The 13,990-nt window shown below is 59.1% G+C and carries 8 protein-coding genes; 4 read left to right on the top strand and 4 right to left on the bottom strand.

Going from position 1 to position 13,990, the window contains the following annotated elements; genetic code table 11:
- Positions 1-54 precede the first annotated feature (54 nt).
- On the bottom strand, positions 55-1,134 hold the full coding sequence (locus TBK1r_RS07710; protein WP_145208663.1) for a Gfo/Idh/MocA family protein: 1,080 nt from the start codon (positions 1,132-1,134) through the stop codon (positions 55-57).
- A 543-nt stretch (positions 1,135-1,677) separates the two neighbouring features.
- On the opposite strand from TBK1r_RS07710, the gene TBK1r_RS07705 reads away from it, so the two are divergent.
- Positions 1,678-2,679 (top strand): aldo/keto reductase, encoded by a 1,002-nt coding sequence (locus TBK1r_RS07705; RefSeq protein WP_145208661.1) that lies wholly within the window; start codon positions 1,678-1,680, stop codon positions 2,677-2,679.
- Between the two features lie 237 nt (positions 2,680-2,916).
- Here TBK1r_RS07705 and TBK1r_RS07700 read toward each other — a convergent pair whose 3' ends face one another.
- A complete protein-coding gene (locus tag TBK1r_RS07700) occupies positions 2,917-3,306 on the bottom strand; it encodes a hypothetical protein (RefSeq protein WP_145208659.1) in 390 nt (129 codons plus the stop codon).
- On the opposite strand from TBK1r_RS07700, the gene TBK1r_RS07695 reads away from it, so the two are divergent.
- Both TBK1r_RS07695 and TBK1r_RS07690 read left to right on the top strand, forming a co-directional pair.
- Entirely contained in the window at positions 3,278-5,254 is a 1,977-nt protein-coding gene (locus TBK1r_RS07695) for a redoxin domain-containing protein (protein WP_145208657.1), read from the top strand. The two genes, TBK1r_RS07700 and TBK1r_RS07695, sit on opposite strands and share 29 nt — an antisense overlap.
- Positions 5,255-5,259: 5 nt before the next feature.
- Complete coding sequence (locus tag TBK1r_RS07690; protein ID WP_145208655.1) at positions 5,260-7,581, top strand: efflux RND transporter permease subunit; 2,322 nt, start codon at positions 5,260-5,262, stop codon at positions 7,579-7,581.
- 544 nt (positions 7,582-8,125) lie between these two features.
- Here the strand turns inward: TBK1r_RS07690 and TBK1r_RS07685 are convergent.
- Complete coding sequence (locus tag TBK1r_RS07685; RefSeq protein ID WP_419581101.1) at positions 8,126-9,508, bottom strand: DUF1552 domain-containing protein; 1,383 nt, start codon at positions 9,506-9,508, stop codon at positions 8,126-8,128.
- 58 nt (positions 9,509-9,566) lie between these two features.
- Positions 9,567-11,540, bottom strand: a complete 1,974-nt coding sequence (locus tag TBK1r_RS07680; RefSeq protein WP_419581100.1) for a DUF1592 domain-containing protein — start codon at positions 11,538-11,540, stop codon at positions 9,567-9,569.
- Positions 11,541-11,732: 192 nt separating this feature from the next.
- Between TBK1r_RS07680 and TBK1r_RS07675 the strand changes: the two genes are divergently transcribed.
- Positions 11,733-13,868, top strand: coding sequence for an alpha/beta hydrolase family protein (locus tag TBK1r_RS07675; RefSeq protein WP_145208651.1), 2,136 nt, complete (start codon positions 11,733-11,735; stop codon positions 13,866-13,868).
- Positions 13,869-13,990: the final 122 nt, after the last annotated feature.

Genomic DNA, 13,990 nt, shown 5'->3' with positions numbered 1-13,990 from the left:
CAATACGGTCTGTCGCGGAAACGTTCTCATCATAACTTGTTGCCATCTGGCACGTCAAAGCATGCCACTGGCACGCAGCACCGCTTCGTGCGTGGCGATGTCGTGCTCGGCGTTCCAACGCAATTTTTTCTCGCCACGAATAACACTTGCCAAGTCCATGAACTCCGCATCGTAGCGTCCCGTCGGACTTTCGAACGTCACGTCCTGGTATCCCTTATTGAATTCGCCGCGGGGACGGTCCAGCCCCAGCCGACCTTTCGGTGTCGGTTCCAGCGGGCGAATTTCAAACGTGCCTTCCGTCCCGGTGATCGAGAACTGTCGACGCGCGCCGCCCATCGGATCAATGTGGTTGCAACGAATCGTCGCGATCGCTTTGGGATAATCAAACACCGCCAACCGGTTGTCCGCGAACGTGTCTTTCTCGGGAAACGTCCGCCGCAAGTGAGACGTCACCTTGTCGGGCGGTCCGAGCAACGAAACGACCTGATCGATCAGATGACAGGCCAGTTCGAACATCCCGCCGCCGGATATTTTTGCCAGTTCCAATCGGCCGCCGTCGTTCATGAACTTTCCCATCATGCCGCTGATCTCGGTGATCTCCCCCAGCCAACCGTCACGGACGATCCGATCGGCAAATTGGAACGCAGGGTTGTAACGCAACATGTAGCCCATCTGGATGGTCAGGTTTTGATCCGTCGCGATTTGGTGCATCGCACGGCAGGCGTCCAACGATTCGCCGGCCGGCTTGTCCAAGTGAATGTGTTTCCCGGCCTTCAAACAACGCACCGCGGTCGGCACCAGATTGGGAATATCCGTCTCCACCGCGACGGCTTGCAGCCCAGGTGTCGAAAGCAGCTCCGACTCGGTCAACCACGTCACGCGTCGGTACGGATCACGATTCGCCATCGCCGCACGACGCTCCGCATCGGGTTCCACGATTCCGACGAAATCAAACGTCTCGGGGAATTTTAAAATCGCTTGCAATTTGCCGCTGGCGTGGGCGTGCTTGGTTCCGATCTGGCCGATTCGAAGGCGAGGTTTTTCGGCGGCGTGACAGAGCTGTCCGGCGGCTGTTGCAACGGCCGGCAAGGTGGCCAGCCAATGACGTCGTGTAAGAAAGTGCGGGTTGTTCATCTATTGCAAAACTCTTGGTGGTGGAGGGACTTCATGACACTCCCTCTGGGATCTTGAATCGTCCAAAGTGTAGCAAAGGCGATGCCCTTGCGCGATACGGATCTGCCTTCGCGACCACACGACCTTGATCGCGACGCGGGAGTTCCTAGCGACGGACGGAATCTAGATGTCGTCATTACACAACCGTAATCGTCCGTTCGTTGCGAAAGTGTGCGAGTTGGGGGAATGAAAGAAGGCATGAGGTGGCAGAATGATTCGGGGCAGAATGATGTCCTGACCGCATAGATCGCGAAGCCAGAATCAGACAACACCCCCATCATTCTGCCCCCATCATCCTGCCTCCATTGTTTTGTCCCCATTGTTTTGTCCCCATTGTTTTGCCCCCATTTTTTTGCCACCCCATCATCCTGCCACCCCGTCTCACCATGACCGTCCCACCAGCGATGCAACCCAAGACATCGATTGGCCACTCATTGCTAAACTACGAACCCACCAGCCGTCTTTCGAACCATCCAGCCGCGTTTTCCCACGACAACGATTTCGATGAAATACCATCTGTTCCCCGGTACCGATCTTTCTGTTTCCCAGCTTTGCTTCGGATGTTGGGGAATCACCAGCGACTTCCATTGGGGCGATCGCGCCGAAGAGGAATCGATCGGGGCGATGTTGGCTGCCGTCGATGCCGGCGTCAATTTCTTTGACACCGCTCCGGTGTATGGCGACGGTGCCAGCGAAACCTTGCTCGGAAAAGTGATCGCGGAGAACAACCTGCGTGACCAGGTGGTCATCGCCAGCAAGGTCCGTCCGGACATGATGCGTCCGGCGGATGTCAAAACCGATTGCGAAGCATCACTCGCTCGTCTGCAAACCGACTACTTGGATTTGTATCAAACCCATTGGACCAGTCCCGACGTCCCGATCGCCGAAACCTGGGACGCCCTGCGAGAGCTTCAACAGGAAGGCAAGGTGCGTCACATCGGCGTTTGCAACGCAGGTGTCAAGGACTTGGGCGACATCCTCGCGTTGCAAAAACCGCTGACGAATCAACTGCCGTACAACTTGATCGCCAGAATGATCGAGTTCGAAATACAACCACGGTGTGTTGAAGCAGGCATCGGGATCCTGGTCTACAGCCCATTGATGCACGGCATGCTGGCCGACAAATACAAAACGGCCGCCGAAGTTCCCGACGGTCGAGCCCGTTCGCGACACTTCACGACCGACCGCCCACTGGCGCGACATGGAGAACCCGGATGCGAATCCGAGACCTTTGCGGCGCTGGATCGGATCCGCGAAATCGCTGCTTCGGTCGGCTGCAGCATGGCAGAGCTCGCCTTGACGTGGACGCTCTCCAAACCCGGCGTGGTCAGCGTGATCGCCGGTGCCCGCAACACCGATCAGCTACGACAGAACGTCGATTTCCTTGAACGCTCACTGTCCGCCGACACGGTCGCCGCCTTGGACGCGGCAACCGATGAACTGAAAACCGCCCTGGGCAGCAACCCCGACCTCTGGGACGGCGGCGACAATTCACGATACCACTAGTAGTCTATCGCAGCTCAATTTTCGGGTAGTGGACGAGGCGACGAGTCCTTGCCAATATGCCGACTACAGAGGACTCGTCGCCTCGTCCACTACCGCCTACCCGAAAACCAAGGTGCGGCGGAATACTAGGGCACAAACCCCTATCAGTCACCGCCGGAAACCGTTTCGCACGATCCCGCCGATCGTCAAACGGGTGGGTTTGGCAAGATCTGCTTTTGGGCCGGTCTCGCGTTCGCATCACTCGGTTTCCTTGCGATGTTCATTCGAAACCTGCCTCCGCTCGGGTTCGTGCTGATCGCGTTCGCGTTTTTTGTTGTCACATGGATTGGCGGTCAGGCCTACCGCAAACGCGCGGTCGTCGGCATCACCCTGTGCCTGGTGCTGGCTGGCGGCACTCTGTTTCAAATGCGGCTGATGCACGCTAGACTTACTGCCGAGCGTGCGCGGCAACAAGTGCAACAAATGCGCCAACAAGCAATGGCAGCCGAACGAGCCGCTAGGGCGATGGCGGAATCGAGACGCCCCGGCAGGGTGGACTCGAACGGGGCTGAGTGACATCGCGTACCCGCTGGGATCGACCGTAGGAAGCCTTCCATTGATGAACACGATTGTGCTTCGCATTTTCATCGTTTGCAGCTTGTTGGTTTGTCTGTTCGCGGGAGATGCTTCTGCCGCGGACACCGTCACGCTTCACCGGCTGACCTTTCGCGGAACGAACGGACGAGCGATCTCGCTGGACGATTCTGCGGTCCACGTGGTTTGTTTCCTGGGGACAGAATGCCCGCTCGCACGACTTTACGGCCCGCGTCTGCAGCGAATGGCTGATCGGTATGCCGGTCGTGGCGTCGTGTGTCTGGGCGTCAACAGCAACGTGCAAGATTCTCCTGCGGAAATCGATGCCTATGCAAAGAAGTACGCGATCGAGTTTCCGATGGTCAAAGACGCCGATCAATCGATCGCCGACGCCTTTGGTGCGACACGCACCCCCGAAGTGTTTGTGGTCGATGCCGGTGGCAAGATCGTTTACCAAGGACGCATCGACGATCAGTACGAACCAGGCGTCTCGCGAGCCCGGCCGACGCAGAACGATCTGCACGATGCCCTCGAATCCCTGTTGTCGGGCCATCCGATCCCAGCGCCCAAGACCACCAGCGTCGGTTGCTTGATTACACGCACCGCGAAACATTCGACGAAGGATTCTGCTACGGCACCGGTGACCTTCAACGCCGACATCGCATCGATCCTGAACGAACACTGCGTGGAATGTCACCGCGGCGGTGAGATCGCGCCGATGGCCCTGACGGACTACGACGAAGTGGTCGGTTGGGGGCAGATGATCTTGGAAGTCATCGACCAGAAACGCATGCCGCCCTGGCACGCCGACCCCGACATCGGGCATTTCGTCGGCGAGCGGAGGATGCCGCAGGAGACGCGCGACAAGATTGCCACCTGGCTGGACAGCGGAATGCCACAAGGCGACAACGGAGATCTCCCGCCGCTTCCGCAATGGACCGGCGGGTGGCAGTTTGAAACCGAACCGGACGATGAGATCGCGATGCGCGACCGTCCCTTCACCGTCCCCGCCGAAGGCGTCGTCGAATACCAGTACTTTGTGGTCGACCCGAAGTGGACCGAAGACCGTTGGATTCGCGCGGCACAGGTGATCCCAGGGAATGCGAGTGTGGTGCACCACGCGATCGTTTTTGTGCGACCGCCCGACGGCAACGGATTCCACGGCATCGGTTGGATGGCGGCCTATGTGCCCGGACAACGCGCCGTCGCCCTGCCCGAAGGTCACGCTCGGTTGGTCCCCGCCGGTTCGAAACTGGTGTTCCAAATGCACTACACCCCCAACGGCCGCAAGGCGGGTGATTTGACGCGGGTCGGCGTGTGGGAGACCGCCGCGGACGATGTCAGCCACGAGGTGTTCACGCAACTGGCGATCGATCACGAGTTCGAGATTCCCCCCGGCGTCAGCGATCACACCGTCACCATGACGGTCGATTCTTTTCCGCCGAACAGCCGAATGCTGGGCATCACACCGCACATGCACCTGCGTGGCAAATCGTTCTGGTTGCAAGCCAATCGCCCCGGCGGGCAAGTCAAACCGTTACTCAGCGTGCCCCATTACGATTTCAACTGGCAGCATTGGTACGAATTCAACACACCGGTCGATCTGAACGATGTCGAATCATTGGAGATGTCCGTCCGCTTTGACAATTCCTCGAGCAATCCGTTTAACCCCGACCCCGACGATTTCGTCTCCTGGGGTGATCAAACCTGGGAAGAGATGGCCATTGCTTTCTTTGACGTCGCCATCCCCCGCGGCGGTCCGCATTACCGAGTTCAAAAGCCAAAGCCACTCTCGCAACGCCAACAGGCCGAACGCGACAAACAGATCGAGGACCACGTGACCAAGTTCATGGCGTCCATGGATACGAACCGAGACGGGATCATCGAACGTGACGAGACACCGGTTGCATTTCAGCGATTCGGATTCAATCGCATCGACCGGAATCATGACAGAAGAATCGAACGTGATGAGATCAGAGCCGCCGCGGCGGAGCGCCTGTGACACGGATGAAACAAACAGCGGGGATCGGCGCACGGCTGTTCTTTTGGTGGGCCGATCACCCCGGGGCACAACTGGCGGTGTTTTTCGCCATGTCGACGCTGGCGACGATCGGGTTTACCAACCCCGCACTGATCACGGATCTGATCCCCGAAACGGTGCAGCAGGCTGACGATTCGGGAGCAACGAATCGCTCCGATCGACGCGACATGGACTACCCCAGTGGCGGCCGTGTCCCCGACAACGTCCAGCCCTTTCAAGTCGGCGGCGGACAATGCGTCTTGGTCGCGCGCGTCGACCCGTCGGGCACAGCGGACTTGTTCACCGGATCGCATCTGCGAGCGATGCGGCGGGTCGCCGAAGGGCTGCAGTCGATGCCCCAAATCGACGACGTGATGTGGCTCGACAGCGTTCCCGGTTTCAACCTGTTCGGACTCTCGGGAACGCTGCTGCCCAGCGACAACGCATCGCAGCGTCAGTTGGACGAGGCTCGCAGTCGAGTGCTGGAGAATCCGCTGGCGGTCGGTCAACTGATCTCCCAGGACGGGCGGACGGTGTTGATGCACCTCGGCATCGACTGGTTCTTTGTCACCAGCGACGAAGCGGTGACCAGCGAGATCCGGGAACGTGCCGAGTCGATTGCAGCGACCATCCCCGGTGTCGCATTGGAGTTTCAACTGACCGGACCGGTGCCGTTGCATTTGATGATGGCCAACAATCACGTGACGGATTCGACCAAGTACCAACTGATCGGGTACTCGATCATGTTGCTCTCGGCAGTGATTCTGTTTCGCGGATTCTCGGCCGTGGTGATCGTCGCGGTGGCGCCGGCCGTCGGTGTTTTGTGGACCACCGGGATGTTGCATTTTCTGGATCTGCAAGACAACCCGTTCAACGACATCATCGTTCCCGTGCTGGTCAGTCTGGTCGGACTGACCGACTCGGTGCATTTGATGGTCGAGATCCGCCAACAACGTGCCAACGGTCTGGAAGTCAAAGAGGCGGCACGGCGTGGGATTTCGCGCGTCGGCATGGCGTGTTTGCTGACCAGCACCACCACGGCAATCGGATTCCTGTCGCTGCTATGGGCTCATCACGAGATCGTTCGCGACTTCGGGCTTTGCTGCGTCGTCGGTGTTGCGATGACGTTCATCAGCGTGTTGACAGTGATTCCGCTGGGATGTCGGTCGCCACTGGGACGACGCCTGCATATCGGGCTGGGCAAAAGTCTGGTCGACGGCCAATTGAGGCGGATCGGGCCGCTGGTTGATTGGGTGCTGCGCCGAGACCGCGCGGTCGCCCGTATCGCCATCGCCACCACCTTCGCCATGGCATTGATTTCTTTGCAACTGCAACCCGACGAAAAGCGTTACAGCGGATTGAGCGAGTCCGGCGAGGCGGCTCAGGCGCTTCGGCACCTGGACCGGTCACTCGGCGGACTGGAATTCAGCACTGTCGACGTCCGCTGGTTCAACGATTCGGACGAAAGCGAACTGCTGGACGTGCTCGGCGAAATCGATGCCTTGTTGGCCAGCGAACCGCTGATCGGCAATCCGCTGGGGATCGGACAATTGCTGGCGGCACTGCCGGGTGACGGAGACGCAAAGGAACGCATGACGCTGCTCGAACTGCTGCCGCCGTCGCTCAAACGCGCCTTCTACATCCCCGAACACCGCTTCGCCTCAATCCAGTTTCGTGTCCAGGATTTAGGCATCGCCGCCTACAGCAAGCCGTTTCAACGGATCGACGCTGGATTGAATACGATCGCCGAGCGGCATCCCGATTTCGACTTGGAGCTACAGGGAAACGCGGTCTGGCGATGGCGAAACATCTATCAAATCGTCACCGATCTGGCCACCAGCTTGGGAACAGCCAGTGTCGTCATCTGGATGGTGTTGACGCTCGTCTATCGCTCGATCCGAATCGGATTGATCTCCATCATTCCGAATCTGTTTCCGCTCGCCGCGACGGCCACCATGCTGGTCGTCAGCGGCCAACATCTGGAGATGGTGACGGTGTGTGTGTTCACGATTTGTGTCGGTATCGCGGTCGACGACACGATTCATTTTCTGACGCGTTACCAGGAAGAGATGAAACACGGTGGGCAACACCAGGAGGTCATTCGCCGCGCGTTCACCGGAGTCGGGTCGGCGCTGTTGATGACGACGATTGTCCTGGTCGCGGGCTTGGGATCGGCGATCGCCGGTGATTCTCGCGACGCTCGACTGTTCGGCATCATGGGATGCCTGACCCTGGCCACCGCGCTGTTCGCCGACGTGCTGCTGTTGCCCGCCATGCTCAGCCGATTCGCCAAGCCCCGACGTCGATAGCAGCGCACGTTGGTGTCCAGCCTTCAGGCGCAACGCACTCGCTGCGAAGCAGCGACCCGGGCGGCTAAAGCCTGCACACCAGCGCAGGTTGGTGTCCAGCCTTCAGGCGCATCCCACGCGCTGCGAAGCAGCGACCCGGGCGGCTAAAGCCTGCACACCAGCGCAGGTTGGTGTCCAGCCTTCAGGCGCATCCCACGCGCTGCGAAGCAGCAAGACGGGCGGTTAAAGCCTGCACACCAGCGCAGGTTGGTGTCCAGCCTTCAGGCGCATCCCACTCGCTGCGAAGCAGCGACCCGGGCGGCTAAAGCCTGGACACCAGCGCACGTTGGTGTCCAGCCTTCAGGCGCAACGCACTCGCTGCGAAGCAGCGACCCGGGCGGCTAAAGCCTGCACACCAGCGCAGGTTGGTGTCCAGCCTTCAGGCGCATCCCACGCGCTGCGAAGCAGCAAGACGAGCGGCTAAAGCCTGCACACCAGCGCATGTTGGTGTCCAGCCTTCAGACGCATCCCACACGCTGCTCCGCAGCGACCGGACCTCCATCAATCAGCTCAGCACTCCCGGCAAAATCCCCGTGCTATCGGCGAATCGCTCGTGCCCGGTTCCGAATGCGTTCAACATCGCGGCATACAGATTCGCCAGCGGCGTGTCGCGACCGAAGGACAGGTGTTGGCCGGTGGCAATGCGTCCGCCACCGCTGCCGCCCAGCAAGATCGGCAGATTGTGCGGGTTGTGGCTGTTTCCGTCACGTAACCCAGACCCGTACAAGATCATCGAGTTGTCGAGTACCGTTCCCTCGCGCTCTTTCATCGAGCGAAGTTTTTCGAGCAAGTACGCGTACTGTTCCACATGCCAGCGATTGATCAGTTGATACTGACGCAGCTTGTCTTCGTTGTTCTGGTGGTGCGAGGTGTCGTGGTGACCGCCGGAAACACCGTCCAGGAACGAAAAGTTGCGGCCGCTGACGGCGTTGCCGAACATGAAGGTACAGACGCGTGTGGTGTCGGTTTGGAACGCCAGCGCGATCATGTCCAACATCAACCGAACCTGCTCGACATAGGCGTCGGGACGTTGTTCCGGAGGCCGGCTCTGGCGGTCCAGCTTGACCAGCGGTTGCCATTGTGTGGCTCCGCCGGCATCCTGGTTCTGCAAGCGTTTCTCGACTGAGCGGACCGATTGCAGGTACTCTTCCATCCGCTGTCGATCCGCCGCACCGAGTCGATGCTTCAACTGATCGGCATCTTCCAGGACGCGGTCCAACAGCAGCCGATCACGCTGAGCCGCTCCCTTGTTGGGGTTGCCGGCGCGGAACAGCCGGTCAAACACCAGGTGCGGATTCAACTCCCGCGCCAGCGGACTCGTCGGACCGCTCCAGGCGATGTGCGATCCATAAACACGCGTGTAACCGACGTTGGTGTCGACGCCGGTCGTGACCGGATCGATGCCGAGTTCCAGCGACGGCAGCGGCGTGAGTTTCCCAGCGTAATCGGCGGCCACCTGATCCATCGACCGCCCGTTACAGTTCAGATCGATCCCCAATGACTTGTTGATCGTGGTGCAGGTCAAGAATCCAGAACACTTGACGTAGTGCCCGTCGCCGAAGTTACTGGCCTGGTTCCACAATTTCGTCAGCACCAGAAGCTGATCCTTGACGTCGGCCAGCGGCTCCAATGTCGGTGACAAGTCGAAATCGCGGCCGGTCTTCTCCGGCGTCCACATGTCTTGCCGGACGCCGTTGGGGACGAACAGCGCCGCCATCCGCAGCGGCGAATCCTCCGGTGCCTTGCCCTCCGATTCGGCCGCCGAAACCTTGCCGGGCATCATCGCTTCGAGCCACGGTAGCGCCAAGGCCGCCCCCGCACCACGTAACAGCGTACGACGTGATAGCGGCATCTGACGATTCGTCTCGTCGTCCAAGTAGACGTTCATGTGTTTCATCCTATTTTGAATGTTCGCTTTCATTGTAGCTTGTTGAAAACAAGCGAAGCTACGAACCCTGCTTGTATCGAAACGGCACGCTCTTGACGATCTCTAGAATCAGCGTTTGCGCTTTGTAGTCGTCTTCCGCCAGTTTTCGCGTGATCGACTCGACCACACAGGCATCTTCATTGGTCAGTCCACGAGCCAAAGCATAGCCGAGCATTTTGGACGTCAAATTCCGCATGAACTGCTCTTTGCGATCCATCAACAGCCCCTTCAATTCGTCGGGCCCGTTGAACGTCTCGCCGCTGGGAAGCTGTCCACTGGCATCGATCGCGACGCCATCGGCCACCGTCCGCCATCGGCCGAGCACGTCATAGTTTTCCAGTCCGAACCCGAGTGGATCCATCGCCTGGTGGCAGGAGGCGCAGACCGGATCCGATCGATGCTTTTCCAATCGCTCCCGCAGCGATGACGGCTGGGCGGCATCAACGGTTTCTTCCAAGGCCGGTACATTCGGCGGTGCCGGCGGCGGTGGGGTGCCCAACAGCGTTTCCAACACCCATTTCCCGCGCAAAACGGGACTGGTTCGGTGCGGGAACGATGAAACGGCCAGCACCGCGCTCATGCCCAACAACCCACCACGATGGTCCTTCTCACTGAGTTCGACCTTCTTGGGCTGCTCACGAAACTCACCCTTGACCATGTAATGCCGGGCCAGCGTTCGATTGACGTAGGTAAAATCAGAATCGATCAAGTTCAAAAGCGAACGGTTGTCGGCCAGCAAGTCTTCGAAAAAGAAGATCGGCTCGTACTTCATGCCGCCTTCGAGTTCGGAGTCGTACTTGAGCGCGACGGATTTGTCGGGTTTGAATTCGCGTCCGAGCGCCCGCGTGCCCAACCATTGTTCGACAAAACTGGTGGCGAATTCACGAACCTTCGCCCCGCGTCTCAGACCGCGGCGGTCGACGTCACTGCGTAACATCCGGGCGACCTGCTGTTCCAAAACGTCGTCGTCGTGCAACTTGCCTTGCGCCGCTAAACGCATCAGTTCGTCGTCCGGCATCGACGCCCACAGAAAGTACGACAGCCGCGATGCAATCTCGTACTGTGAAACCAGAGTCGGTTCGTCGGTTTCGGCGGCTTGTTCGAACAAGAACAAAAACTTGGGCGACACCATCGCGGCGACCAACGTGAACTCGATCGCGCTGATGTAGGACTGGTCTTCTTCGTAGACTTGATTGAACAGCTGAGTGTATTCGTCGATTTCTTCCGTACTGGCGGGACGGCGAAACGCTCGCGGCAGGAATCCGGCGAGCACTTCGCGGGCGGCTTGTTCCGGTGACCGTTTGTCGTTCGGCGTGGCGGTGATGATCCGTTCTCGATCGTCGGGGTCTTTCAACGCGTGGCCGATCGCCGACCGTGCGGCATCCAAGTACTTTTCGGCATAGATCGGCGAAATGAACAGCGTCTCCGCCGCGTTGTCAAACCCTTCGCCGCCCGCTCCATCGTCGGGCAACGCGTGGCCCGCGTTGATGGGAATGCCCAGCAAGTCGCGAACGGTGTTGGCGTATTCGGTCCGGTTCAGCCGTCGCAACATCGGGCCGCCTGGTTGAACGCCGTCGTCGCAAACCGCTTGATAAATCGTGTCGCGAATCCAACGGACGAATGCCGAGCGGCTCTGCTGCGATGGCATCTCGGAATCCGACGGCGGCATTTGGCCTTCGTGAACCCGGGTCGCGATTCGGTTCCAAGCCTCAATCGAACTTGCGACGTCTTCGGCTGATGCGAATCCCTCCAAGTCCAATCCCGACTCCGCATCTTCGCCGACGTGGCAATCGATGCAATACGATTGCACGAACTCAACGGCACCCTCAGCGGTCAACCCCTTCGAACCCGCGTCGTCGGTACCTGAGTCGACTGCACGCGCGTCTTCGGCACTGGCGAAAGGTCGTTCCGAACCGCACAGGTCTGCAAAGATAACTGCCAGTGAAAACACAACCACAGGCGCGCAAACCGATTGGGCAAATCGTGATGCCATAAAAACTGTTGAGGTGGGCAGGAGCAACCCGGGTTGGCAATCAAAGTTGCCACACGGGATTCTCTCTTCATTGTAGGATGGGCTGGTCATTATAGACGACGATGCCCTCGACGAATACTCGAATCGAATCGGTTCGTCCGTCAATTCGACGCCTCCGCGATTGCCCACCCCCTTCCCCAAGAGTTGCCCTCCATGAACGATTCGCGATTCCGACCCGATCAACCGCCGCGTTTCTCTTTTTCACGTCGCCATGCGCTCAAAGCCGTCGCCGGGCATTCCCTCGCGCTGCCGATGATCGGCTCGTTGTGTCACCCGACCGCGTTTGCAGCGGAGGAGGTCGCCCCCCGGAATCGATTCCCGCGAATGATTCAGGAATTCTTTGTTCACCAGTTGCGACAGTTCGAAAACGAACACCGCCGATCACTCAATGGATTGAAGACCGAGCAAGATGCGCGGCGTTATGTTGAATCGGTTCAAGCGAAGTGTCGCCAATCTTTTGGCCCCAATCCGGACAAGACACCACTGAACGCCCGCGTCACCGGAACCGTCCAACGCGACACCTATCGAATCGAAAACGTGATCTTTGAAAGCCGTCCCGGGTTTCCTGTCACGGCGAACCTCTACATTCCCAACGACGCAAGCGGGAAACTGCCCGCGGTCGTGGGGACCTGCGGCCATTCCTCCAACGGCAAGGCCGCCGAGCCCTATCAAGCGTTCGCACAAGGGTTGGCGCGACTCGGTTATGTCTGTTTGATCTACGATCCGATCGGACAAGGCGAACGTTTGCAGTACCCCGATGAAAACCTGAAATCCGAAATCGGCGTCGGTGTCCGTGAACACCTGCACGCGGGCAACCAACAGTTTCTTGTCGGCGAGTTTTTTGGCAATTGGCGCGCCTGGGATGGAATCCGCGCCCTTGATTATTTGCTCACCCGCCCCGAAGTCGATCCACAGCGGATCGGCGTGACCGGCAATTCCGGCGGCGGGACGATGACCACCTGGTTGTGTGGGCTGGATGACCGTTGGTCGATGGGAGCCCCGGCGTGTTTTGTTTCCACGTTCCGACGCAATTTGGAAAACGAATTGCCGCAAGACACCGAGCAGTGCCCGCCGGATGTATTTCCTCTGGGACTGGACCACAGCGATTTCCTGGCCGCGATGGCGCCCAAGCCCATCATCATTCTGGCCAAAGAACAAGACTTCTTTGACGTTCGCGGCGCGGAAGAGACGTACGAGCGTCTTCGCCGGCTGTACAAATTGCTCGGCGCCGAAGACAACGTGGCGCTGTTTGTCGGACCGACCGGGCATGGATACTCGCAAGAAAACCGCGAGGCCATGTATGCCTGGTTCAACCGTGCGGTTGGATGGGACGATCGACAAACCGACGGCCTGTTCGACGGCATGTTGACCACGACGGGTAAGGTTCCCTTTACCGCTGAGCCGGACATCCAGATCGAGAAAGACGAAACGCTGTGGTGCACCCCCGAGGGACAAGTCGCACGGTTGGACGGCACTCGCACTGTCTTTGATTTCACGCGAGAGAAATCAGAACAGCTCGCGAAGAAACGGAACAGCCCGCGCGGACAAACGCTGCGATCGACCCTGATCGATGTTCTAAAGCTGAACCTCGATGGGCTAAACGTCCCCGACTATCGAAACTTCAGCTACCTGAACGCAAAGGGATACCCTTCGAAGTACGCGATGGGTTACACCGTGGCAACCGAACCGGGAATCCATGCGATCGTTTATCGCTTGACCGACCAGCGCTGGCATTCACGTCCGCCGCGCGCCGGCAAACGCGCCGTGCTGTACGTTTCACATTTGTCCAGCGACGCCGAATTGCGCGACGAACCGCTGATCGGCGAACTGATTCAATCCGAACCCGAAACGCCGTTCTTCACGCTCGACGTCCGGGGCATCGGCGAGTCACTTCCCGGCACCAGCCAACCCGGCACGTTCCACAGCCCCTACGGCAGCGACTACCTGTACGCCATCCACAGCGTGATGCTGGGGCGACCCTACGTGGGCCAGAAAACGTTTGATGTGCTACGCGTGCTCGATTGGCTCGCATCGATCGGTCACACCGAGATCCATTTGGCAGGACTTGGCTGGGGAACCCTACCAGCAACCTTCGCCGGTGTTCTTTCGGACCATGTCAAGCAGGTAACGCTGAAGCAGGCCTTGCCATCGTATTCCGCGATTGCCGAAAGCGAGCACTACGACTGGCCGCTGGCGACCTTGTTACCCGATGTGCTCGCCCACTTTGATCTGCCAGATTGTTACGCCGAACTCGAATCAAAGCACCTCAAGCAAATTGCTCCCAAGTAAGGTAAGCCCAAAGTGGCGTAAGCTTCCAGCTTGCGACTCCCCGCCGCACCGGCGGCCTCTCCAAAACAGGAATGGCAGAATGATCGGCTGGCAGAATGATGAGATAGCCATTTGACTTATCC

Origin of the sequence: Stieleria magnilauensis (genome assembly GCA_007753675.1) — a bacterium.
Lineage (GTDB): Bacteria > Planctomycetota > Planctomycetia > Pirellulales > Pirellulaceae > Stieleria > Stieleria magnilauensis.
The sequence above is the reverse complement of the archived record's forward strand: the minus strand, read 5'-3'. Positions and strand labels throughout refer to the sequence as shown.